25 protein-coding genes and 3 pseudogenes are annotated in these 23995 nt (G+C 50.2%); 9 read left to right on the top strand and 19 right to left on the bottom strand.

Annotated features, from left to right (window positions below):
* Positions 1–32: 32 nt before the first annotated feature.
* Together ACLHV9_RS17345 and mgrA are read right to left on the bottom strand one after the other, a co-directional pair.
* Positions 33–371, bottom strand: a complete 339-nt coding sequence (locus ACLHV9_RS17345; protein WP_028016183.1) for a DUF2502 domain-containing protein — start codon at positions 369–371, stop codon at positions 33–35.
* Between the two features lie 127 nt (positions 372–498).
* A complete protein-coding gene (mgrA, locus tag ACLHV9_RS17340; RefSeq protein WP_049007108.1) occupies positions 499–1497 on the bottom strand; it encodes an L-glyceraldehyde 3-phosphate reductase in 999 nt (332 codons plus the stop codon).
* Positions 1498–1681: 184 nt separating this feature from the next.
* On the opposite strand from mgrA, the gene ipdC reads away from it, so the two are divergent.
* Positions 1682–3340: an indolepyruvate decarboxylase gene (ipdC, locus tag ACLHV9_RS17335; protein WP_028016185.1), complete on the top strand. Its 1659-nt coding sequence runs from the start codon at positions 1682–1684 to the stop codon at positions 3338–3340.
* Here the strand turns inward: ipdC and ACLHV9_RS17330 are convergent, their stop codons facing one another.
* On the bottom strand, positions 3341–4576 hold the full coding sequence (locus ACLHV9_RS17330) for an ion channel protein (RefSeq protein ID WP_028016186.1): 1236 nt from the start codon (positions 4574–4576) through the stop codon (positions 3341–3343).
* Between the two features lie 205 nt (positions 4577–4781).
* Between ACLHV9_RS17330 and glk the strand changes: the two genes are divergently transcribed.
* Positions 4782–5747 carry a glucokinase gene (gene glk / locus ACLHV9_RS17325; RefSeq protein WP_028016187.1) on the top strand — a complete coding sequence of 322 codons (966 nt, stop codon included), beginning with the start codon at positions 4782–4784 and terminating at the stop codon, positions 5745–5747.
* Positions 5748–5779: 32 nt separating this feature from the next.
* On the opposite strand, the gene ACLHV9_RS17320 is transcribed toward glk, so the two are convergent.
* Entirely contained in the window at positions 5780–6511 is a 732-nt protein-coding gene (locus tag ACLHV9_RS17320; protein WP_028016188.1) for a LytR/AlgR family response regulator transcription factor, read from the bottom strand.
* A 3-nt stretch (positions 6512–6514) separates the two neighbouring features.
* Positions 6515–8221 (bottom strand): sensor histidine kinase, encoded by a 1707-nt coding sequence (locus ACLHV9_RS17315; RefSeq protein ID WP_108090849.1) that lies wholly within the window; start codon positions 8219–8221, stop codon positions 6515–6517.
* A gap of 386 nt (positions 8222–8607) precedes the next feature.
* Here ACLHV9_RS17315 and alaC point away from each other — a divergent pair, with 386 nt between their 5' ends.
* Entirely contained in the window at positions 8608–9846 is a 1239-nt protein-coding gene (alaC, locus tag ACLHV9_RS17310; protein ID WP_049007114.1) for an alanine transaminase, read from the top strand.
* Between the two features lie 52 nt (positions 9847–9898).
* On the opposite strand, the gene ypdK is transcribed toward alaC, so the two are convergent.
* Both ypdK and lpxP read right to left on the bottom strand, forming a co-directional pair.
* Positions 9899–9970: a membrane protein YpdK gene (gene ypdK, locus ACLHV9_RS17305; protein WP_099458937.1), complete on the bottom strand. Its 72-nt coding sequence runs from the start codon at positions 9968–9970 to the stop codon at positions 9899–9901.
* A 356-nt stretch (positions 9971–10326) separates the two neighbouring features.
* Positions 10327–11247 (bottom strand): kdo(2)-lipid IV(A) palmitoleoyltransferase, encoded by a 921-nt coding sequence (gene lpxP, locus ACLHV9_RS17300; RefSeq protein ID WP_028016191.1) that lies wholly within the window; start codon positions 11245–11247, stop codon positions 10327–10329.
* 331 nt (positions 11248–11578) lie between these two features.
* Between lpxP and ACLHV9_RS17295 the strand changes: the two genes are divergently transcribed.
* On the top strand, positions 11579–12208 hold the full coding sequence (locus tag ACLHV9_RS17295; protein ID WP_028016192.1) for a helix-turn-helix domain-containing protein: 630 nt from the start codon (positions 11579–11581) through the stop codon (positions 12206–12208).
* A 269-nt stretch (positions 12209–12477) separates the two neighbouring features.
* Here ACLHV9_RS17295 and ACLHV9_RS17290 read toward each other — a convergent pair whose 3' ends face one another.
* The gene (locus ACLHV9_RS17290; RefSeq protein WP_256125031.1) at positions 12478–12975 is read right to left on the bottom strand and encodes an RNA 2'-phosphotransferase; all 498 of its coding nucleotides are present in this window, start codon (positions 12973–12975) and stop codon (positions 12478–12480) included.
* A 568-nt stretch (positions 12976–13543) separates the two neighbouring features.
* On the opposite strand from ACLHV9_RS17290, the pseudogene ACLHV9_RS17285 reads away from it, so the two are divergent.
* A pseudogene (locus ACLHV9_RS17285) lies at positions 13544–13815 on the top strand (ogr/Delta-like zinc finger family protein).
* A gap of 416 nt (positions 13816–14231) precedes the next feature.
* The gene (locus ACLHV9_RS17280; RefSeq protein WP_108090847.1) at positions 14232–16190 is read left to right on the top strand and encodes an AAA family ATPase; all 1959 of its coding nucleotides are present in this window, start codon (positions 14232–14234) and stop codon (positions 16188–16190) included.
* A gap of 15 nt (positions 16191–16205) precedes the next feature.
* On the opposite strand, the pseudogene ACLHV9_RS17275 reads toward ACLHV9_RS17280, so the two are convergent.
* A pseudogene (locus tag ACLHV9_RS17275) lies at positions 16206–17140 on the bottom strand (tyrosine-type recombinase/integrase); the annotation flags it as partial.
* An 87-nt stretch (positions 17141–17227) separates the two neighbouring features.
* Between ACLHV9_RS17275 and tnpA the strand changes: the two are divergent.
* The 3 genes from tnpA to tnpC are packed head-to-tail and all read left to right on the top strand — an operon-like array spanning position 17228 to position 19540.
* Positions 17228–17608 (top strand): IS66-like element accessory protein TnpA, encoded by a 381-nt coding sequence (gene tnpA, locus ACLHV9_RS17270; protein ID WP_032939119.1) that lies wholly within the window; start codon positions 17228–17230, stop codon positions 17606–17608.
* On the top strand, positions 17605–17952 hold the full coding sequence (gene tnpB, locus ACLHV9_RS17265) for an IS66 family insertion sequence element accessory protein TnpB (protein WP_003843771.1): 348 nt from the start codon (positions 17605–17607) through the stop codon (positions 17950–17952). The genes tnpA and tnpB overlap by 4 nt, the downstream gene beginning before the upstream one ends.
* A gap of 49 nt (positions 17953–18001) precedes the next feature.
* The gene (gene tnpC / locus ACLHV9_RS17260; protein ID WP_003843773.1) at positions 18002–19540 is read left to right on the top strand and encodes an IS66 family transposase; all 1539 of its coding nucleotides are present in this window, start codon (positions 18002–18004) and stop codon (positions 19538–19540) included.
* Between the two features lie 23 nt (positions 19541–19563).
* On the opposite strand, the pseudogene ACLHV9_RS17255 reads toward tnpC, so the two are convergent.
* The 10 genes and pseudogenes from ACLHV9_RS17255 to ACLHV9_RS17210 all read right to left on the bottom strand — a co-directional run.
* Positions 19564–19825: pseudogene (locus tag ACLHV9_RS17255) on the bottom strand (Arm DNA-binding domain-containing protein); the annotation flags it as partial.
* Positions 19826–20181: 356 nt separating this feature from the next.
* Entirely contained in the window at positions 20182–20508 is a 327-nt protein-coding gene (locus tag ACLHV9_RS17250) for a TA system toxin CbtA family protein (protein WP_007869731.1), read from the bottom strand.
* 20 nt (positions 20509–20528) lie between these two features.
* A complete protein-coding gene (locus ACLHV9_RS17245; RefSeq protein ID WP_007869729.1) occupies positions 20529–20846 on the bottom strand; it encodes a type IV toxin-antitoxin system YeeU family antitoxin in 318 nt (105 codons plus the stop codon).
* 13 nt (positions 20847–20859) lie between these two features.
* The gene (locus ACLHV9_RS17240) at positions 20860–21087 is read right to left on the bottom strand and encodes a DUF987 domain-containing protein (protein ID WP_013098172.1); all 228 of its coding nucleotides are present in this window, start codon (positions 21085–21087) and stop codon (positions 20860–20862) included.
* Positions 21088–21095: 8 nt separating this feature from the next.
* A complete protein-coding gene (gene radC / locus ACLHV9_RS17235) occupies positions 21096–21572 on the bottom strand; it encodes a RadC family protein (RefSeq protein ID WP_013098171.1) in 477 nt (158 codons plus the stop codon).
* A 15-nt stretch (positions 21573–21587) separates the two neighbouring features.
* Complete coding sequence (locus ACLHV9_RS17230) at positions 21588–22046, bottom strand: antirestriction protein (RefSeq protein WP_013098170.1); 459 nt, start codon at positions 22044–22046, stop codon at positions 21588–21590.
* A 103-nt stretch (positions 22047–22149) separates the two neighbouring features.
* Complete coding sequence (locus tag ACLHV9_RS17225; protein ID WP_007869725.1) at positions 22150–22389, bottom strand: DUF905 domain-containing protein; 240 nt, start codon at positions 22387–22389, stop codon at positions 22150–22152.
* A 23-nt stretch (positions 22390–22412) separates the two neighbouring features.
* Entirely contained in the window at positions 22413–23234 is an 822-nt protein-coding gene (locus tag ACLHV9_RS17220) for a DUF932 domain-containing protein (RefSeq protein ID WP_007869723.1), read from the bottom strand.
* A gap of 126 nt (positions 23235–23360) precedes the next feature.
* A complete protein-coding gene (locus tag ACLHV9_RS17215; RefSeq protein ID WP_202402041.1) occupies positions 23361–23657 on the bottom strand; it encodes a permease in 297 nt (98 codons plus the stop codon).
* Between the two features lie 43 nt (positions 23658–23700).
* Entirely contained in the window at positions 23701–23973 is a 273-nt protein-coding gene (locus ACLHV9_RS17210) for a hypothetical protein (protein WP_007869719.1), read from the bottom strand.
* Positions 23974–23995: the final 22 nt, after the last annotated feature.

The following is a 23995-nucleotide window of genomic DNA, read 5'->3' as shown; positions in this document are numbered from 1 at the left end:
AAGAAAAAGGAGCCGTGAGGCTCCTTTTTGCATTAATGATGGCCATGGCCGTGACCTTTACCGCGACCCCAGCCGCCACGGTGGTCGTCACGATCGTTCCAGCCTTCACGGTAACCGCGCTCATAGGCATTATCTTTATACCAGCCACGGTGTCTGCCGTTATCATGTTTCCACCAGCGATCTCCACGCCACTCATAATGACGATGCCAGTAGTCACGGTCGCGCCAATAGCCACCGTCCCAGTATCTGCCGTAATCGTCACGATCGCCAATTTGTAATTTTACGGATGGCAACAGGGTGATTTCGCCCGCAGTGGCGATCAGCGGGGCCGAAGCCAGTAATACCGCTGCAAGAATCAGTGACCTGAACATACTCTTTCTCCTTCACGATCGGGGCCTTCGTTGGGCCTGTTAACTCAATATTACGAGTTGGTAAAGCCTCGTTTCATCGCCTGAACTCCGAATTCATGAATGAGAGCACTTTTTGCTAAAAGCGCTATTAATTTGAACTGCCAAGGATCCCTTCAATTATGTTCAGTTCTTCATCTGAAAAATGGCGGTTTTCCAGCATGCCCACGGCGTCATCAATCTGGGCGGCCTTGCTTGCCCCAATAAGTACAGATGTCACCGATTCATGGCGTAAGATCCATGCCAGCGCCATCTGGGACAGCTTCTGGCTGCGGCTTTCCGCCAGGGCGTTCAGTTTTCTGACCTTAACCAGCTTCTCTTCAGTGATCTGGTCAGGGTTAAGGAACTGACTGCCACTCGCCGCACGTGAGTCTGCAGGTATACCATTCAGATAGCGGTTGGTCAGTTGACCTCCTGCCAGTGGCGAGAAGGGAATACACCCGACCCCTTTTTCCAGCAGTACATCCAGCAAACCCTCTTCCGGCGCGCGTTCAAACATAGAGTATTTCGGCTGGTGGATCAGGCAGGGCGTACCAAGGTCTTCAAGGATATCTATTGCTTTACGAGCTAGTTCAGCGGGATAGTTGGATAACCCGACATACAGCGCTTTTCCCTGACGCACGACATGGTCAAGCGCTTTCATTGTTTCCTGCAGCGGCGTGTGTGGGTCAGGACGATGATGGTAGAAGATATCAACATACTCCAGTCCCATGCGTTTCAGGCTTTGATCCAGGCTTGCCAGCAGATATTTGCGTGACCCCCAGTCACCGTAAGGGCCTTCCCACATGGTATAGCCCGCTTTGGTTGAGATGATCAATTCGTCGCGCCATGGCAGGAATTCCTCCTGCAAAATACGTCCGAAATTACGTTCAGCCGATCCCGGGGGCGGGCCATAGTTATTAGCAAGGTCGAAATGTGTGATGCCCAGATCGAAGGCACGCTGTAAAAGTTGACGGCTGTTTTCGATAAGCGTGGCGTCACCGAAGTTATGCCAAAGCCCAAGGGAGATGGCTGGCAATTTCAGGCCGCTCTGTCCACAGCGACGGTACTGCATTGTCTGATAACGATTTTTGTCCGGCTGATAACCCATTCTCATGACCTCTGGCGCTGAAAAGAAAAATCAGTGTATGCGTTTACACTACCGTGAAGAAAAGGAGAATAACGCAGCCATTTTTGTAAAGCATTCTTTCCATGCTCTTCTTGCTGCTAATTCTGGACAGCCATCACGCTTCTTTAATACTCAAAGTGAGGTCAACATAAGAAGGATACCTGTCATGCGTACCCCATACTGCGTCGCCGATTACCTGCTGGACCGTCTTACAGATTGTGGAGCCGATCATCTGTTTGGCGTGCCGGGCGACTATAACCTGCAGTTTCTCGACCATGTGATAGACAGCCCGGATATCTGTTGGGTGGGCTGTGCCAACGAGTTAAATGCATCTTATGCCGCTGACGGATACGCCCGATGTAAGGGTTTTGCCGCGCTGCTGACGACATTCGGCGTTGGAGAATTAAGTGCCATGAACGGTATCGCTGGCAGCTATGCTGAGCACGTGCCGGTACTACATATTGTGGGGGCGCCGGGTACGGCGTCGCAGCAAAGAGGGGAGTTGCTGCATCATACATTGGGTGATGGCGAGTTTCGTCATTTTTACCATATGAGCGAACCGATCACTGTCGCACAGGCGATCCTGACCGAACAAAATGCCTGTTATGAGATAGACCGGGTGCTGACCACGATGCTCCGTGAACGCCGTCCCGGCTACCTGATGTTGCCTGCCGATGTGGCAAAAAAAGCGGCTACACCCCCTGTAAACGCTCTCACCCTAAAGCATGCTCATGCCGATAGTGCGTGCCTGAAGGCGTTTCGCGATGCTGCAGAGAGCAAGCTGGCCAGAAGCAAGCGTACTGCACTCCTGGCGGATTTCCTGGTCCTGCGTCATGGCCTTAAACATGCATTACAAAAATGGGTGAAGGACGTACCGATGGCGCATGCCACCATGCTGATGGGCAAAGGCATATTCGATGAACGTCACACTGGTTTTTACGGCACGTACAGTGGTTCAGCCAGCGCCGGCGCGGTAAAAGAGGCGATTGAAGGGGCGGACACGGTGTTGTGCATCGGCACGCGTTTTACCGATACCCTGACGGCGGGGTTCACCCATCAGTTAACCCCGGCGCAAACGATAGAAGTCCAGCCTCATGCCGCTCGCGTCGGCGATATCTGGTTTACCGGTATTCCGATGCTTCAGGCGATTGAGACGCTGGTGGAGCTGTGCAAACAGCACGTGCACGATAAGCCTGTACCGTCTTCTCATGGTGCAATGGCCTACCCGCAGCCAGATGGCTCACTTACCCAGGATAATTTCTGGCGAACGTTGCAAACGTTCATTCGCCCGGGAGATATCATTCTTGCGGATCAGGGCACCTCGGCCTTCGGCGCGATTGACCTTCGTCTACCGGCAGACGTGAATTTTATCGTCCAGCCGCTGTGGGGGTCGATTGGTTATACGCTGGCGGCAGCATTCGGTGCGCAAACGGCATGTCCGAATCGGCGCGTAATTGTCCTGACAGGGGATGGTGCGGCTCAGCTGACTATTCAGGAGCTTGGATCGATGTTGCGTGATAAACAGCACCCCATCATCCTTGTGCTTAACAACGAAGGGTACACGGTTGAACGAGCGATCCACGGGCCGGAACAGCGGTACAACGACATTGCGTTGTGGAACTGGACGCAAATACCACAGGCACTGAGCCTTGATCCTCAGGCTCAGTGCTGGCGGGTCAGTGAAGCGGAACAGCTGGTGGACGTGCTTGAAAAAGTGGCCCACCATGAGCGGCTCTCGCTGATTGAGGTGATGCTGCCGAAAGCAGACATCCCGCCGCTGCTGGGGGCCATTACTAAAGCGCTGGAAGCGCGTAATAGCGCCTGATTACTTATCGTTACGCCATGCCATCATCATGGGTTTGCCCGCCAGCAGGAGCCAGGCGGGCAACATCACGATGCAGAGCAGAGGGAAAAGCGTCGAATCCGGCACGACGACTGCCGCCATAAATAAACTTAACCACGCATCGCGCGTGACCACCAGAACCAGCCCCAGAATCGAACAGGATACGGTAATGGCCGCCGGGACGGCATCCACATGCCCGTGCAGCATCAGCCCCAGCGCCACACCGACAAACACCGCCGGGAAAATACGCCCACCGCGAAAACCACAGGCTGAAGCCACTACCAGCGCCGCCAGTTTGATCACCGCAAACAGCAGATAATCTGAAACGCTAAACACCTGGCTGAAGGCCAGTTGCTGCATCTCATCCAGACCTTTGAACAACGTCACCGCCCCGCCGATGGCCCCTAAAATACCAAGGATGAAACCACCCACTCCCAGAATGAATACCGGGTGCTTAAGCTTATGCATCAGCCGGTGAAGACGCGGAAGACACCATACCGCCACCATTCCCAGCGCAATGGCGATGGCGGCGACGATGGCACCGCTGAAGATATCGGCTATCTGCATCTGGCCATAGTGGGGAAGGGTGAGTGAAAAATGGGGATGGAAAAACAGGCTGGTCGTCAATGCGCCGGCAGCAGCGGCCATCAGCGGCGCAAAGAGTTTATCCCACAGCGGGACATCGTTGTTGCTGCTGAGCGTCTGCGAAAAGATCAGTGCGGCGGCAACGGGCGTGCCAAAAAGCGCTCCGATGGTGCCTGCGGAGGCAAGGATAGTCCAGTCCAGTGCGCCAACACGGGGCAAAATGCGTGCACCGAGGAAAACCGCCAGTCCGATGTTAACCGCCATGATCGGATGTTCCGGCCCAAGACTGACACCGCCCGCCAGACCCAGAATCAACGCGATGATCAACCCCGGCAGCGCCGAAGGGGGAACCGGAGCACCGATCAAGGGTTCCTGCGCCGGGTCGGGCCCGGCATGTCCGGGACTGAAACGGATCACCAGCCCCACCGCAATACCGGTTAACGTCAGCATCAAAATAACCCATGCAGGAGAATCAACGTTGACCCCCAGCTTTGCAGGAAGCGCTGCCCATAACATCGTTTGCAGCACCGACGCGACTTTCATCACGACAATGAGCACCAGACTTGAGGCAACGCCAATAATTAACGCCGGAATTGCCAGCAGGAGCATGGTTCTGGCTCGCGGGTGGAGCATGATGATTTCCTTGTACAAAACGGTATTACGTTACTTTGCACAATCAGCTTTATGGCAATAGTGCAAAAGGTGCTGAAACGGTAAAGTTATTCTGTGACGAAGATCGACAATCCTGGGGTAGCTGCCTTCAGGTCGTTGTTGTTATCCAGCCTTGAATTTACAGTGTCCCAAAGATTTATTCTGACTTTAGCGGAGCAGTAGAAGAATGACAAAGTATGCTTTAGTAGGTGATGTGGGTGGGACTAACGCACGTCTTGCTCTCTGCGATGTAAACACGGGGGAGATTTCTCAAGCGAAAACCTACTCAGGGCTGGATTACCCAAGCCTTGAGGCCGTTGTCCGCGTCTATCTGGAAGAGCATCAGGTGAGCGTCGAAGATGGCTGCATTGCCATTGCCTGCCCGATAACGGGTGACTGGGTTGCGATGACAAACCATACCTGGGCATTTTCCATCGCGGAGATGAAAAAAAATCTCCGTTTTGCGCATCTTGAAATCATCAATGATTTCACTGCGGTTTCGATGGCAATCCCTATGCTGAAGCCCGAGCATCTGATTCAGTTTGGCGGTGCGGAGCCAGTCGAAGGCAAACCGATAGCCGTCTATGGCGCAGGAACCGGTCTGGGGGTATCGCATCTGGTGCACGTTGCTCAGCGCTGGGTAAGCCTGCCGGGCGAGGGGGGGCATGTTGACTTTGCGCCAAACAGCGAAGAAGAGGGCATTATCCTTGAAGAGTTGCGCGCAGAGATTGGACACGTCTCCGCTGAGCGCGTCCTTTCCGGCCCCGGGCTGGTCAACCTGTACCGTGCGATTGTGAAATCGGACGGTCGACTGCCGGAAAACCTGCAGCCGAAAGACGTCACCGAACGCGCGCTGGCGGACAGCTGCATTGACTGCCGCCGTGCATTGTCGCTGTTCTGCGTGATCATGGGTCGTTTCGGCGGCAACCTGGCACTGACGTTGGGCACATTCGGTGGTGTTTATATTGCGGGCGGGATCGTGCCGCGTTTCCTCGATTTCTTTAAAGCCTCTGGTTTCCGCGGTGGGTTTGAAGATAAAGGGCGTTTCAGAAGCTACGTGCAGGACATCCCTGTCTACCTCATCGTGCACGATAACCCTGGTCTTCTTGGCTCGGGAGCCCATCTGCGTCAGGTTCTCGGTCAAATCCTTTGACGACATTGCCCTCTCCTGCGTGAGGGGGCGCTTTACAGATGCATCAACTGACGAAACTCTTTCACCTTGCTGCGGCTCACCGGCACCTGAAAATCCAGATCCTTCAGACGCAAAATGTAGGTGTTGTTAAACCAGGGTTCGATCTCGCGGATCTTATTTAAATTCACGCAAAACGAACGGTGGCAGCGGAAGAAGTGTGCCGCAGGCAGCTTGCTGCAGAACTCGGTGATGTTCATCGCCATCACATAAGATTCTCGACGTGTATAAACAAACGTCATCTTCTCATGCGCTTCGGCGTAGTAAATATCGTTGACTGGCGTCACAATGATACGTTCATCTTTGACCAGATTAATGGTGTCATTTTCACGTACCGTGGGGGTGGCGCTAGCGGGAGCAGTCTGCTGCTGCCATGCGGCTTCCAGCTTTTGCAGCATGCTGATAATACGCGACTCCTGGTAAGGCTTAAGAATATAGTCAAATGCCTCCAGCTCGAAGGCCTCCACGGCGTGCTCTTTCCAGGCGGTGACGAAAACAATGAACGGCTTATGGGCAAACTGATTGATGTTTTGCGCCAGCAATACGCCATCCAGCGACGGAATATTAATATCCAGAAAAATAGCGTCGACCCGGTTGTGCTGCAGAAACTTCAGCACATCCAGACCATCGTCAAAGGTACCCACAATCTCCATCTGGCTGTGGGTTTTGATAAGCCAGGTTAGCTCCTGTTGAGCCAGAATTTCATCTTCTACGATGATGACTTTCATAGGTCACTCCACCAGGGGTAACAGGGATGTTGCCGCATGAACGGATGAACGTTCATTCGGAACGTAAAAAGCGATTTCGGTACCCGGTTCAAGGCGATGAATATGCAGCCCGTCGCCGTAGAGCAGTTTGACCCGATGGTGCACGTTCAGCAGCCCGATTTTATTCCCGGGCATCTCGTTAGATTCCACGCGCTCAATAACTTTGGGATCAATACCGTGGCCGGTATCGCGTACGGCAATGCGCACCCGGTTGCCGCTTTCGGTGACGCTGATAGTGACGACACCTTTGCCTTTACAGGGCTGAATACCGTGAACAATCGCGTTTTCGACCAGCGGCTGGATTAGCAGGCTCGGGATCACGCAGTTGACCTCTTCATCAATATCGTAAATGACCGTGAGCTTGTCGCCAAAGCGTGCCTGCTCAATCGCGATGTAGTCTTTAATCTGGTACAGCTCTTTTTTGATGTCGATCTGCTCGTCATCTTTCAGCTCGATGTTGTAGCGCAGATAGCGGGACAGGTTAAAAATCAGCTGGCGCGCGGTGTCCGGATTAAGACGAATGGACGAGGAAATCGCGTTCAGCGCGTTAAACAGGAAATGGGGATTGATTTTGCTCTGCAGTGCGCGTAACTCTGCCTTATTTGCCATTTCACGCAGTTGCTCCGCCCGGGAAACTTCCAGTTGTGTGGAGATAATTTGCGACAGACCGATGGCCATCTCCTGAAGTGAGGAGGTGATCTGATGCGCGTGGCAGTAATAAATTTTCAGCGTGCCCGTCACGACACCTTTTTCCCATAACGGGATCACCAGCATGGAGTGGATTTCCGGCGTCCGGTGGGCTTCATCATTGTTTTTGATAATGATTTTGCCGTAGTTAATCGCCTGTCTGGTGGTCGGGCTGATGGTGTCATCGTTGTCGTGATAGTTGTGCTCCCCAACACCGACGTAGGCTAGCACGTGGTCGATGTTGGTGATGGCGACGGCATCAGCGTGAATATCGTGGCGGATAATCTCGCAGACCTGACGCAGTGATTCCGCGTTAACGTGGCGGAATAGCGGCAGGGTTTTGTTGGCAATATCGAGCGCCAGCTTGGCCTGACGGGCAGCACTTGCCTCCTTTTCCCCTTCGACACTTTGCACCAGCAGCACGATAAAACCGATACAGACGCTGCCCAGGATCATTGGAATACCAATTTTCGAGACGATATCCAGCCCCAGTGCGGTGGTGGGAGCCCACACCACGACCAGGATCATGGTCAGCGTTTCGCACACCATGCCCGCAATGATCCCGGCGCGCCAGCGTTGCTTTTTCGGGATCTTGCGGTTAATCCACCCGGAAAGTACCCCGGCAATAATGCTGGTGATAAAGCACGGCACAGCCGTCACGCCACCAATATCAATCAGGTAGCGATGGGTGCCGGCAATCATGCCGGTGATGACGCCCACCCACGGGCCAAACAAAATTCCGCCGGACATGACGGCAATAATCCGCACGTTAACCAGCGACCCCTCAACCGGCACGCCGGACCAGGTGCTGAACAGCGCAAACAGTGAAAAGATGGCGGTAACAGCCAGTAGCTCTTTGGGGGAGTGTGCAGACTTATGCAAAAGCTCGCGAAACAAGCGAATGCGAATAAGGAAGAACAGGCAAATCAGCATTAATGCCGCCCGGTCAAAAACCGCCAACAGCATAGTGAATATTTCGTGCACGAGTAGACCTGGGGTAACGGGAAAGAACCATGATAAAAAACCTGGCGCGTATTGACCAGCTATCCGTCAGGTTTATCAAATGAGGAAAAACCATAGTTTACAAAGGGGATTATCCGGTGTGTGCTGACATGTCCCGATTTTTTATTATCGACGTATCGACAGGTAACTGCTTTGATATCATTGTGTTAAAAAACAGCTATCAGACAGCCGAATTCCCCTTTGGTGCTTCCGCTTTTTAACACAGCAGGGTTCCGGTTTTAGCGCGATCGCTTTTTTTTCATTTCCCTCTCGACAGCATGATTTTTTTCAGGTTATTTTCTAAGCACGCCACATGCGTGGCAGCGTCGCTCGGACGGTCCGGGCGCTAACGTTAATCTGAGGAATCTATGGCTGAATTCAGTCCTGAACGCCGTTTTACGCGCATCGATCGTCTCCCCCCTTATGTTTTCAATATCACCGCTGAACTGAAGATGGCTGCACGTCGTCGTGGCGAAGACATCATTGATTTCAGTATGGGGAACCCTGACGGCCCAACTCCACCGCATATTGTTGAGAAACTCTGCACGGTTGCCCAGCGTCCTGATACGCACGGCTACTCAACGTCTCGCGGTATTCCTCGGTTACGTCGCGCGATCTCGCGCTGGTATCAGGATCGCTACCAGGTTGATATCGATCCTGAAAGTGAAGCCATTGTGACCATTGGCTCGAAAGAGGGCCTGGCACACCTGATGCTGGCGACGCTGGATCACGGTGATACGGTCCTGGTTCCGAATCCAAGCTACCCGATCCATATCTATGGTGCGGTGATTGCCGGGGCGCAGGTACGTTCTGTGCCGCTGGTGGAAGGTGTCGATTTCTTCAACGAACTGGAACGTGCGATTCGCGAAAGTTACCCGAAACCGAAGATGATGATCCTTGGTTTCCCGTCGAACCCAACGGCGCAGTGCGTGGAGCTTGATTTCTTCGAGAAAGTTGTAGCCCTGGCTAAGCGTTATGACGTACTGGTGGTTCATGATTTAGCCTATGCAGACATCGTCTACGACGGCTGGAAAGCCCCGTCTATTATGCAGGTTCCGGGCGCGCGCGATGTGGCAGTAGAGTTCTTTACCCTGTCTAAAAGCTACAACATGGCAGGCTGGCGAATTGGCTTTATGGTGGGTAACAAAACGCTGGTGAGTGCACTGGCGCGAATCAAGAGTTACCACGACTACGGCACGTTTACGCCGCTACAGGTCGCGGCTATTGCGGCTCTTGAGGGCGATCAGCAGTGTGTTCATGAGATTGCGGCCCAATATAAACGTCGTCGCGATGTGCTGGTGAAAGGGTTACATGAAGCGGGCTGGATGGTAGAAATGCCGAAAGCGTCCATGTACGTCTGGGCGAAAATTCCTGAACCGTATGCGGCGATGGGTTCCCTGGAGTTTGCCAAAAAGCTTCTGCAGGATGCAAAGGTGTGTGTGTCACCTGGCATTGGCTTTGGCGACTATGGCGACACCCATGTGCGATTCGCCCTGATTGAAAACAGCGACCGTATTCGTCAGGCAGTGAGGGGCATTAAGAGTATGTTCCGTGCTGACGGGCTGCTTTCATCAAAAAGTATTGCTGAAAATCCCGCGTCGTCATGACATAAAAAAACAGGAGCCGATGGCTCCTGTTTTTTTGACTGCATGTTCTTCACTAGATCATCAGGGCAAAGGTTCCGGCCCAGACTAAAACAATCACCGAAATGCCCATAAAGAAATATTTCACGTTTCATCGCTCCGCGTATCTTGTGGTACGCATTAAAAACAGAGTCCACCTGATTATAGAGAGCTGAAATCCGGTCAAAACGGAAAAGAGATTTTCCCGTTACGCCGTCAACTCCAGCTCAGAATTCTGTGCTTTCCTGTTGCCAGACGGCGCTAATGTACGCTTAAAAATGAGGGGTGGCAAGAGGGATTTTCTTAAATAATTTCCGTCACTTACGAGTGTCGTGGAACGGCGACAGTTTGATTTCAGAGTGCAATAAATTCACTTTTAGCGACGCGCAGAAAAACAATTGTCCAGAGTGATTACAGGTGATTGAAAAGGTTAGTTTCCTGGCGAAACTAACCTTCATGAAGGGCTTAAATATAGAGCGAGGCTTCGCCAAGGGGACGCGTTTTGAAACGGCGATGCATCCAGAGGTACTGCTCTGGCGCACGCATGATTTCGGTTTCGATAATTTTATTGATGAACGCAGCCGCTTCGCATTCGTTTTCCGGATAGTTAGCCATTTCAGGGGAGATATGCAGACGATAGCCTGATTTATCTGCTTTCCTTACCATCGTCACGGTCAACATGGCTGCACCAGACAGACGCGAAATGACAAATGTACCGTTGGTCGTCGCAACGTCTTTAACCGCAAAGAAGGGGGCAAAGCTGCTGCCCTTACGACCGTAATCCTGATCGGGTGCAAACCAGACGGCTTCACCTTTCTTCAGGGCACCGACCATACCGCGCAGGTTATTACGGCTGATCATCGCCTTATTGGAACGCATACGACCCCGCGTCTGTACCCATTCCATCAGCGGGCTGTTGTGAGGACGATAGGTTGCCATCATTGGCTGGCAAAGCCCCATCACACGACCACCCAACTCCAGCGACATAAAGTGAACCCCGACAACCATCACCCCACGATTTTGCATCTGGGCGCGTTTAAGGTTATCCAGACCTTCCACATCAAACCACTTACGGACGCGTTCATCCGGCCAGAACCAGGCCATGCCGGTTTCAAGCAGTGCCATGCCGATAGATTTGAAGTTTTCAGCGATGAGTTTCTCGCGCTCTTCGGCATTGTACTGTGGGAAGCAAAGCTCGATATTTTTACGCGCGATGGATTCACGTCGTTTCAGGAAATAGCGGGATGCACTCCCCAGTTTAGACCCCAGCAAACGCAGTACGGGGTAGGGAAGCTGAACCATCAGCCAAAGAACGCCAAGACCAAACCATGTAAACCAGTAACGCGGGTGTAAAAACGCACGTTGAAATTGGGATTGAGACAAAATAGTAAAACCTATGTGAAGCCTGTAAAGGTAGCGCAGAGTGTGCGATACGACGTGCCGATAAGACCGTTCTTCAAGGTGATGGTTGCAGGCTTTACCGAACTTTACGGCGTTACCTGGCCACTGCTGATTTGGGTGGGCTGCGTAATGTAGCACCGTTATACGATATGTGCTATTACTCGTTTTTGATTAAAAAAGCGGCAATGAGAAAGGTGGTTGATTTTGTAGTTTTTATCGACAGATTAAAGATGTATCACTTCATTTCTGGAGCATAATTATGGGTGCTGATAAAGTCTGTTTTAACGGCTAAAACGTGACTGACAGGAAGAACCGGGTGACTGAACAAATCGATTACCAGATTGAAAAGTACAGGTTTACAGAAGCGAATGAACCTTCCCGACTGACAAAGCAGTGGGATGATGTTTTGAGCGAATGCAGGGAGAGCAAAGCCGGTGCCGAAGAGCGTTTACGTATTGCCTTGCTCAATGTCGATTACGTGACCAGTTTCGAGCTCCCTTTTCGTCTGCTGCTAGTGCGTACACCCCAGCTTATAGCCGGGATACGTAACGAGCTGGAACTCAGCCAGAAAAATGTCATTTTTAACGGTAAACGCTTCGGTTGTGTCTGGAGTGTTAAAACGGATCTCAATGACGTCCCTGATAATTATCAATACCGTCTGTCTACCCGCATACGGCGGATTAGCCCGACCACACACACGGCCGAACCCTTTTTGCAAATTGCCAAAGAAATTAAGCTGCCAGCTGAACGTCTGAAGCGGGCGTTGCTGAGTGGGCTGGACGTGACTGCGCTTGATGCGCTTTTTTGGTTTGGCATCCAACGAATTGCAGCCGAGGTGTCGCGTCTGAGAAAAGCGGGGATGAGGATCGCAACGGATGAAACATGGGTATTTGAAAATCTGACGGGAACGACCCGTCGAGTACCGGTTTATCGTTACGTCTCATAAAGTTATCTTTAGTTAATATTTATACGTGAGAAACGATTTTTGAAAATATGACTAAAGTCAGCGCTTATTTGTCTGATATCTGACTTATCTTTTTTAGTTGAATCCCAACAACATGAAGCGAGGCAATTATTGGTCGAATTAATAAACAGTCAGGGGAGCAGTAAAGATAATCCTTATGAAGTAAATGAATCTCCACGTATATTTAACACATGATTTAGTACTGCAAAAAAGGACTCTGCCCTGTATAAAACAGAGCAGTGAACTTAGAGTCACTCGATGAATTTAGCTGGCACTAAATTCACCAACCACACACTGTTTTCAGAAAGATAAAATTTATAGCCCTGTTCGTACATTTGCAGGGCATTTATCTTTAACACAACAGGTTTACCATGGCGTGAGCCAACTTTTACAGCTGTACTTTGATTTTCTGATAAATGGACGTAATGACGAGAACCAGGGATTAAGCCCTTTTGCTGAATAGACTCAAGAAATTTAATTGCTGTACCATGATACAAATAATCAGGAGGGGTCTTTTCTGAAAAAGTTACATTGACTGATTTAGTCGAATGGCCTTGTAACGCTCTGATCTTTAAACCGTCGTCAGAAATTGAAAATCTTTTTTTGTCATTAGTGTCAACAATTTCACTAAGTTCTGACTTTTCAATAAGCCTTCCATTTTGTGCGGCAAGCTGAAGAAAATCATCAATGACTGCCCACCCTTCAGAATCAAGTTGCAGGCCAATGAATTCAGGAGAATGACGTAAAATAAAACTTTAAAACTGGCTGGTCTCTTTGTTCTTGTTTTTCATAAGGCTCTATATTTGAGGGGGGTGTTGTCCACTATAACATTTTTTACATTTTCACTGACAGTGCGTTTTGAGAGAGCGTAAGCATCTGGCGAGCAGGTCAGAGATGTCGGCATATACGCAAAGATGCATAGCTCCCATTAGAAAAAATGGTTCTTGGTTGGGTGGGTGTTGTGAATTTTCTTAATTTAAATCAGTTAGTTACGAGAAATACTGAACATACTGAGGGAGAATCATATTGTCCCTGCCAGAAATAGGGCTTAAACGCACGTTCCAGCTTAATACGCAGGTGCTGGATAGTGCCGACCCTGAATAGTCATCGCGTGAGTCTTATTTTATTGAGGTAACACGGGTAACAGAGGTAACAAAAATCAGGATGTTACCACTCGTTATCTCTTGATTAAGTCTACAGATTACAAGTTTAATCCAATTAAATCAATGGTATAATACGTGTTGCCAGTGTTGCACGTTCAGAACAAGAGGAAGGGAACCAAAATCCCTTCTTCTGGCAGGCAACAGAGGTTTAGTTATGCGAGTGATGAAAATTTACTGCCCGGAGTGTATGTCTGCGGCAACGGTGAGGAAAACAAACCGAAAGCACCCAAATTATCAGATGTGTACTGTTATTGCTCAAATGTAGAATGTGGGCATACGTTTGTGATGAACGTTTCCTTCTCACACACGATTAGTCCCAGCGCTTTGAGCGGCCAGGGACGGATTAAAGAGCTAATGGATGCCTTGCCACCGGAGGAGCGACAAAATGCGTTAGAACTCCTGTTGGCAGCCAAAGAGAACCAGTGAACGGCACGCCGGGAGTAACTAAAATTTTCCCGGCTTCGGTTCACTAAATTTCAGCTGCTTAAGAGAAAATGTCTATAAAAATCAGTTTATTAAATTTTAAGTGTGCCGTCAGTTATCATGAAAAATCTCACCTAAAATTTTATATCTCTTTACTATCAATAGTTTAATTCAAGTGGTAACGATGATGGAGTAAAGTTAAACTGAAAAAAGCTGAAATTCTTTTCATTCTTTTCATTCTTTTCAGTTCCCTGCTCGCTGTAAATCCCCAGTTGTGGCGCGGTCTGGCGCTATCATTTGTAAAAAATCCCAACTGAAAAATTTTTGCGATCTGAAAACCGCAGGCGGGTGCGGTGTAGTGCGATTTTGGTCAATTTAAAAAAAATTCTGTGTTTTCAGTTTATTGGACGCTACATTGGATGGCAGCATTAGCACGCACAGCAAAGGAGATAAAAATGCTGCTTAGCTCACTCCGGGTATTTAACTATAAAAGTTGTAGAGATATTTTTGTTGAATTTAATGACGCTAAAGCCAATGTTTTAATTGGTGAAAATGATTGTGGAAAAACATCTACTCTAAGCAGTATTAGATTTTTATTAGATTCTTCTGCTTCAGTAAATTTACCAAATCAAAAGTCGGAGAAAAGCGATCTTTCTCATAGCCCTTTGGATATTTCATTTATTAATGAGGCGCTGACTCATTTGGAAATACCTTCTTTTCTTGAGGAGAATGATAAGGATTATATTGTCTTTGCTGCAAGGTTTAAGGTTGAAGAAATTGATATAGATAATGAACGAGAGTCCTCAGTGCATCTTAAATGGATTTTGGAGTCAACTGGGGTTGGGAATGAGTTTTGGAAGGTTAGAGTTTTCGATGCTCAATCTGGTGATTCAGACGTTTATTACACAGGGTTGTATCTTAGTAGTGATGTGAGTAATGAACTATTTAATTTGAATCAGGCTCAAACCAATACAGCATTGCGAGAAAAAAATCCTGATAGTAACAATTTGGTTAACGACAACGGGCAAGGTCAACACTCAATATATGAAAAGGTTAGATCTATTCTTCATTCTAACCCTACCGTCTATGCTACAGTTAAATTTAAGGATGATGCAAAAAAATCCAAATGGAAAGCAGATCTTAAATTTTTCCCAGAATATCAATACTTGAGTTGGGCAGAGTCTTTAGAGTCTATAAATAAAGTTGCTGCAACGATTTTAGATGAAGCCTTAGGTGTTGAGATAAATCGTGCTGAAAGAGTTTCAAGGCTTCTGAAAGAAAAAGCACAGAGGAAAATTGATGCGCAATTGAATGGTGTTGGCATTCAAAATGAAGTTCCTAGTATCACAGGTATTAGTGCAAAAGTTTCATTTGAACTTCAAAGGAAGATAACAGATCTTTTTGTACAAAAAGTTGGGGCGCAGGATGATGTTCACATCGATAATCAAGGTGAAGGCATTAAGCGTCAAATATGGTTTGCTTTATTGAAGCTTCAAGCAAACATTGCTGAGAAGAATGCTAGTAACAAAAGATATTTTTGGTGTTTTGATGAACCCGAAACTCATTTGCATCCGAAAGCGCAACGAGATTTTTTCTCAGCCATACAAACGTTATCACGACAGAATTTTCAAATATTAGTTAGTACACATAGTACAATATTTGTAGATTCGAGCAAGGTTGAGGATATTAAAACATTCAAAATAGACAATCACTATACTAACGTTGGTACAGTCACTAATGTTGAAGACATATACGCAACGTTAGGTCTAAAAAATAGTGATTTTTTATTCTATAATAAATTCTTGATTGTGGAGGGTCATACAGAGGAAACTTTAATCCCTAGCCTTTATTATAAATATAAAGGTAGGACGTTAAAAGAGGACAATGTACAGTTAATTAATTTAAAGGGATGTACTAATGCAGAGGTGGCTAGCGATGTATTAGAACAATTAATTAATGGTTTTTCTAAAATGGATGACCTTGCTGTATATATATTCGATTCTGATACCAGGAAGGTTCCAAGTCCTACGATTTTCTTAGTAGGTAAACAAGACTTAGAAGATTGCTTACCTATTCATATTTGGCCTGTAATAGTGAGAGACGTTTTTGATGGTTCCATATCTATTACAGAGGATGAAGTTCAAGGGGTCATAGATGCTATCCCTAATGTTGCACCTGGTGTAGATTGTCAAGAGAGCCAGAAGTTCGCTTCACGATTAAAGGCGCAGTTACGATTAAAATTACTTGCTTTAGACCGAGTGGATGACATTACATTATGGCCTAATAAGAGTCATGAGTGGGGGGCTATTATTTCTAATCAAATAAGTGTAGAGCATATACCAGTATGTATTACTAATGCGTTTAATGCGTTGAGCTAAATTTAACAGGGCAATTCATTGCCCTGTTATTTTTAATGCATACCATTCAAGCATTTTTTTTCTACCTTCAAAATATTGCGCATGATTGTAGGTTCCACGAATTGAATTCTTATCAACATGCGCAAGTTGCATTTCTATCCAAGTGCTTTCAAAACCATGTTCATGCAAAATAGTACTCATGGTATGCCTGAAGCCGTGGCCAGTTAACCGACCGTGATAACCCAGTAGCTTTATCACTTTATTGATACTGGCTTCGCTCATTGGCTTTCTGACGTCATTGCGGCCAGGGAACACGAGGCTGTAATTCCCGGTAATGACTTGAAGCTTTTTCAGGATGGTGATCGTCTGAGTAGATAACGGAACCAGGTGGGGGCGGCGTTTCTTCATACGCTCTTTGGGATTTCCTATACTGCATTTTCTAAATCAAATTCAGCCCATTCTGCTGCTCGCAGTTCGATTGTACGCACACCTGTTAGCATCAACAGCTGTGTGGCGTACTTTGTGACTAAACTACCTTGATAGTTCTCCAGAGCGCTGACAAAAGCAGGTAATTCACTTTCAGTCAGGAACAGGAAGTGTTGAGTTTTAGGCTTGTTGAGCGCAATAGCTAAGTCAGGAGCAAAGTTATATTTAGCTCGCCCGGTGGTGACGGCATAACGTAAAACTTCGCCGCAACGGCGGCTGATCTTACTGGTTTGCTCCAAAGCACCTCTTTTCTCTATTTTTTGCAGAACGGTGAGCAGCTCCAGCGGTTCAATTTGTTCGATTGGGCGTTGGCCGATGAAAGGGAAAATATCCTTTTCCATGCAGTTGAGAACCTCTTTAGCGTACCCTTCAGACCAGGTGGCTTTTTTGGAGCCATGCCATTCTCTTGCTACAGATTCAAAGCTATTCTCGTGCGCAAACTGCAAAGCGATTTTCTCTGCCTTTCTAGCCTCGCTAGGGGTAAGCGTACAGCGTGAACCGTCTGGTCATAATCCGAAGCATCCGACAAAGTGGTGTCCACCAAATAAGTAGTGGGAACCAAAGTGTCAGATATGCAGAAAAATGTGACTCCCGGCAGGCGAAAAGGCTGCCCTAATTATTCTCCTGAGTTTAAGCAACAACTCGTTGCTGCCTCCTGCGAACCAGGAACATCCATCTCAAAACTGGCGCTTGAAAATGGCATTAACGCCAATCTGCTGTTCAAATGGCGCCAACAATGGCGCGAGGGAAAGCTGCTATTACCTTCTTCAGAGAACCCGCAGCTACTTCCTGTGACTCTCGATGCCGCTGACGTACAGCCAGAGCCGCCCACTGAGAGCCCGGAAGCCCTCAGTATCAGCTGTGAGATAACGTTCCGGCACGGGACGCTCCGCCTCAACGGCACTGTCAGCGAAAAGTTCCTGGCTCTGCTGATACAGGAGCTGAAGCGATGATCCCGTTACCAACAGGTACCAAAATCTGGCTGGTTGCCGGTACCACTGATATGAGAAATGGCTTCAACGGTCTTGCCGCAAAAGTACAGACGGCGCTGAAAGACGATCCGATGTCCGGCCACGTCTTCATCTTCCGGGGTCGCAGCGGCAACCAGGTCAAACTGCTGTGGTCCACCGGCGACGGGCTGTGCCTGCTGACCAAACGGCTGGAGCGTGGTCGCTTCGCCTGGCCCTCTGCCCGTGATGGCAAAGTGTTCCTGACCCCGGCCCAGCTGGCGATGCTGATGGAAGGCATCGACTGGCGACAACCTAAACGGTTGCTGACATCTCTGACCATGTTGTAGGCCTCTTTATCCTGGTTGTTGCTGAATAAGCCTGGTAAAATACGGGCTTATGAACGACACCTCTTCTGACGAAATCCTTCTGCTGAAACAGCGGCTTGCCGAACAGGAAGCGCTGAACCGCGCCCTGCTGGAAAAGCTGGCCGACCGTGAGCGCGAAATAGACCACCTGCAGGCGCAGCTGGATAAACTCCGCCGGATGAACTTCGGCAGCCGTTCCGAAAAAGTATCCCGTCGTATCGCACAGATGGAAGCTGACCTGAAGGTGCTTCAGAAAGAAAGCGATACGCTGACCGGTCGTGTGGATGACCCGGAAGTGCAGCGCTCGCTGCGTCAGACCCGCACCCGCAGACCGTTCCCCGAATCACTCCCGCGTGATGAAAAGCGTATGCTTCCGGCAGAATCCTGTTGCCCGGAGTGCGGTGGTTCGCTGAGTTACCTGGGTGAAGATGCCGCCGAACAGCTGGAGCTGATGCGCAGCGCCTTCCGGGTTATCCGGACAGTACGTGAAAAACATGCCTGTACTCAGTGCGATGCGATCGTGCAGGCAGCGGCGCCTTCACGGCCCATTGAGCGGGGTATCGCCGGCCCGGGGTTGCTGGCCCGCGTGCTGACCTCAAAGTATGCAGAGCACACACCACTGTACCGCCAGTCTGAAATATACGGCCGCCAGGGCGTGGAACTGAGTCGCTCACTGCTGTCGGGCTGGGTGGATGCATGCTGCCGGCTACTGTCGCCGCTGGAAGAGGCGCTTCAGGACTATGTCCTGATGGGTGGCAAACTCCACGCCGATGACACGCCCGTCCCGGTACTGTTACCAGGTAATAAAAAGACGAAGACCGGGCGGTTGTGGACGTACGTTCGCGACGACCGCAACGCCGGGTCAGCGCTGGCGCCGGCCGTGTGGTTCGCTTACAGCCCGGACAGAAAAGGCATCCATCCGCAGAGCCATCTTGCGGGCTTCAGCGGTGTTCTGCAGGCGGATGCGTACGCCGGGTTCAACGAGCTGTACCGCAATGGACAGATAACTGAAGCAGCCTGCTGGGCTCACGCCCGCCGCAAGATCCATGATGTGCACGTTCGTACTCCATCAGTGCTGACGGAGGAAGCCCTGAAACGGATAGGCGAACTGTATGCTATCGAGGCTGAAATACGGGGAATGCCGGCAGAGCAGCGTCTTGGTGAGCGTCAGCAGAAAGCTAAACCGCGACTGAAATCCCTGGAAAGCTGGCTGCGTGAAAAGATGAAAACGCTGTCGCGACACTCAGAGCTGGCGAAGGCGTTCGCGTACGCACTGAACCAGTGGCCAGCACTGACGTACTATGCAGACGATGGCTGGGCTGAAGCCGATAACAATATCGCTGAAAATGCGCTGCGGACGGTCAGCCTGGGCCGCAAAAACTTCTTGTTCTTCGGCTCTGACCACGGTGGTGAGCGCGGAGCACTGCTGTACAGCCTGATCGGGACGTGCAAACTGAACGGCGTGGAGCCAGAGAGGTATCTCTGTCATGTGCTCAACGTCATAGCTGACTGGCCGGTCAATCAGGTCAGCGAACTGTTACCCTGGCGAATAACCCTGCCAACTGAATAACCCGTTCCCGTCAATACGGTTCTCGCTGTACGCTTACCGCTAGGGTTCATCCCTTTGGCCAACATTGAACGAGCTTCGTCACGTTTAGCACGCGCCTTAGCAAGCGATACATCACCGTACACGCCAAAGGAAATCATCTTCGGCTTGCCTGCAAAGCGGTAGCGATAACGCCAGCCTTTACTTCCTGATGTGTCGATAAGAAGTGACAACCCCATACCATAGTTCAAACGTATAGGGCTTATCCTTTGGTTTTGCTCGTTTTATTTGGATGTCAGATAGCAGCATGTGTATAGAAAAAAGATCGAACTCAGTTATACACAATCTTATACGCAAAGATGTATAGATTCTATTAGAAATAATGGCACTTTACTGGACGAACAAGATTAGTGATTAGGATTTAAATCAGTGAGTTATGGGTGTTATTAGACTTGCTGAGATGTAATCATGGTCCCCCTGCAGACTTCGAATATGTATGGTTTATTTGTTGATAGTTAAGGTTTATTTGTTGTTAATAAAGTTAAGGGGCCCCCAATAAGGCCCCCAAAAGTTATTTTGACAGAATTCATTGAATAATAACTAACCGTCTTTGGTTCGATTCCGCTTAATAGATATCGTACTCGAAAACTTCATCTTACCATATCTCAATGAGATCCTCGTAAAAGACCTATTGCCTGTCTTGCCCTCAGAATATCGACAGCCCGAAGGTAAGGGGATTGTTCCTGCCAGCGAAATCCCTTCCTGTCGATACGGACCAGTTCGTATTTTTCCACCAGAAAATTCACGGCATCTGACAGGGTGATACCGGCATCGATATGTTGCTGTATAACAACTTCATCGCTGAATGGGGTGTCGTTTATTGTCAGACCGTAGTGCTGTTCCAGCAAACGCGCCAGTAACATTTGCCAGACAGCCACGGGTGACAGGCAGGGCTTCGCTGCCCGCTGAGTTGTTGCAGGTAAAGTTTTCATGTTTGCTCTCGTGAAGGTAATTAACGCTGAGTGGGATAAATGGCGATGTATACGTAGCCGCAACTGCCAAGGGTGTCGGCTTCACAGGTAAAACCGTTGTGGTACAGGGTGACGCAGTGGGCATGTTGGGGGCTGAGTTCACCGGTGGTCAGCATCGATTCCATCTGGCGGATAAAGTGTGGGAATGTGTCATCCAGCTTCCGGCATTCGGCGTCACTGAACATACCGGTGATGCTGGCCCGGTCAGCCAGGTAGTGCAGCCGGTTGCCCTCCTGTACCAGACGGGCTCCCAGGCGCGGCGTGATAGCCCGCTGCAGGCCCCAGATGATGTGGGTCATGGGGGCTCTCCTTTTATTGTAAGTTCAGGGTAATACTCATCAGGCAGGCATAAGGCCCGTTGCGGTCCTGGCGGCGTTCGGCGTATACCGCGAGGACTCCGGTGATATCCGGAACGTCCCTGCCGGTGTAATGACAGACGCTGCCGTGCCACTGATATTTTCCGCTGCTGTAGCGAAAGATCCGGGACTCAGGATGCTGGCGGTATATCGTCATTGCCCGGCGTTTACTGATAATTTTCATGTCATACCTCACAACAGACCGTGTTCTGCGAACGAATAGATTTGCCTGCCGCCAACAATCAGGTGGTCAGGGACGCGGATATCCACCAGCTGAAGCACCTGCACCAGTCGCTGCGTGAGGGCTTTGTCAGCCTGGCTGGGTGTTGTCTCACCGGAAGGATGGTTATGCGCCAGTATCACCGCCGCCGCGTTGAAATGCAGAGCACGTTTGACCACTTCCCGGGGATGGACTTCAGTGCGGTTAATCGTGCCGGTGAAGAGCGTTTCATGGGCAATCAACTGATTCTGGTTGTCCAGATACAGCACCCGGAACGCTTCCCGCTCAAGTGCGGCCATATGCAGTCGCAGCCATTCACGGACAGCATGGGTGGAGGTGAAGGCCACGCCGGGCTCATGCAGGTGCCGGTCCAGCGCCCTGAGCGCCCGCTGGATGAGACGCCGGTCGTGTGGCGTCATCTCGCCGGGTAAAAAGGAAAGCTGTTTCATTCGTTGTTCCTCCGGTCAGTCGATGATACGCAGAATGGCGTGGGCTTCAGGATGCTGCAGGGCGTAGTCCCGCAGGCGGTAGAAGTGTGCGGTCATTGCATCGCATTCGGTGCGACAGGCATGGTGGCTGTATTCAATCAGGCAGACCGCGATACCGGCGGCTTCTGCACTCATATCTGCATCGTTGCCATTCAGACAGTTAAACAGATGCCATTTATCGTCACTGTCATACTCGGGGGCCATAAATGCCCCGCTGTTGCTCAGGGTGTGGAACGACCAGATACCACCGCCGTAGGTCGTACAGAAGCGGTCCATCCAGGCGAAGATATGCGGCTCCAAGGTTAGCCACTGCGGTATGCTGCCGAAGTGTTGCGGCCAGAAATCGATACGCTGTTCATCGGGGACTGGCGTGACGGTCAGTTCAAATTCGGGTTGGTTAGCGGGTGCGAGGTCGTACTGCGTCTGCGTTGTCATGGATATGTCTCCGTCAATAAAAAACGCCAGCGGCGAGGGCTGGCGTATGGGGTTAACAAAGCGTGTTCGGGAAGGTGAGATGTCGCGGGTAAATGCTTCGGGGTCAGCGGGTAACGGTGTCTTTGTGGATGCCATACTGCCGGATGTAGCCGTTAAGACCTTCACCGGCATCCGGTTCAAAGTTCCATGCCCGCCAGACCGTCCGGCCTTCGGTGTCGCGAACCACCAGGCGGAAGTGACTGCCCTGGTCGTCTTCAATGGTGATATTACGGTACAGACGGATAAGGGTTTCGGCCTGCTGACGTGAGAACGAACCGGGAGGCAGGGTTAACGATTCAGTCATGGTGACTCCGGATAGTCAGCGTGTCAGGACGCTAGGTGCAGCATATTCTCCGCCATGACCCAGAGCGCCCGGTTGAGCTTCACGTCCCCGTCAATCCCCTTTACCGCACGGGTATGAGCTCGCTTGCCTTTGGTCGTTCTGCCCGGCAGACCGCCCTTAATCAGATTCTCCTGAATGCGCTGGTAGGTGGTCCACAGGTCGTTACTCTCATCCTGCCAGCGGCGTGGGGAAAGTATCTGTGATTCCGTCACCGGCTGGTGGTCTTCGCGAAAGCGGTACGTGAGCGCCGCTTTGGCCAGTGCCTGCTGTGCTGGTGGCGGTAACAAAAGCGATTGCATGGCATCGCGCTTCTCCTCCACACGGTCGAATATCCCCAGTACTTCGTAAGCCCCTTCAATGACTTTCTCCACCACATTGCCTTTATGTGGCACACGTACCTCACCAAAACTCTCACCGCAAATCAGCCCGTTCTGGCAGACTGCACGAAACAGCCCCGGCAGCATCTGGTATGAGCTGGAGCCGTCATGACTGTTAAGCAGGATGATTTCAGGGACCTGTTTGCCAGTGATCTGGCCTTCGCGACGCAGGCGCAGCATGTGTTTGGTGTGCTCTCGCTTGCTCTGGTCCCGAACCCGGGTCTGGCAGGCAAAAAATGGCTGGAAGCCTTCGCGCTGAAGGTTATCGAGAAGGGTAATGGTCGGAATACAGGTATAACGATCACTTCGGGACTCATGCTTGTCTTCGCTGAACACACTTGGTACATAATGCATTAACTCCTCACGGGTTAACGGACGGTCACGGCGAATAAGATTTACCGCACCAAAGCGGCTGGCTAATCGGGTCATGGCGAGACTCCTGTGAGAAAAAAACAAACGAAAACGGCCTGCTCAACTGAGCAGGCCGTGGTAGGGGGTTAAACAGCAAAGTGTGCGGAAGGGGGAATACCCGTCGTTGAGTTTGTCGCGGGAGGCTCAGGCCCGGATACCCAGTATGCTCATGGCGACTATAAATCCGATGAACCAGCCAATAAACTGGGGCAATACCGCCCAGAGCAGACGGGCCTGAATGACGGCACCGGTACTTCCGTAAACCGCATCCGGCATGATCCATTTTCGGATGAGATTACCCAGCCAGACGCCCAGGCCCGGCAGGACACACTGCAGCACGGCGGCCCATGCTGAATACCCGAACCCGACAATACGGGTATCAACAACCGTGATAATCAGCCCCACTAGGGTTGACAGGCTGAGACAAAGGCTCAAAGGCATAGCAGCCCTCCTTAAACATGGCAATTTCCATAAACTCAGTGAGTTAGTTTGTTCTGTCGTAAAACAGCCCGTCGTTCCGGTTGCGAAACATCATGCCTTGGCAGGTATAGGGCATGTCCAACTGGACATATTTTCGGGTGACCATACTCTGATACGTGCAGATTTTCTGTGCCCCGCCCGCGGCGCTGTTCTCCGTTCTGACCAGACGGAATGCCTCGTAATCACTGTATCCAGCCTGGGCTACGGTGGGGATAAAAAGACTGACACTGCTGAGGGCCAGGGCGCTGGCAATCATGCGACGATAACGCGGATGCATACGGTGTTTCCTTATTAAGTAG

The sequence above is a fragment of the Enterobacter sp. CPE_E890 genome, assembly GCF_046521475.1.
Classification (GTDB): Bacteria; Pseudomonadota; Gammaproteobacteria; order Enterobacterales; family Enterobacteriaceae; genus Enterobacter; species Enterobacter adelaidei.
This window is presented reverse-complemented; position numbering and strand designations above follow the sequence as displayed.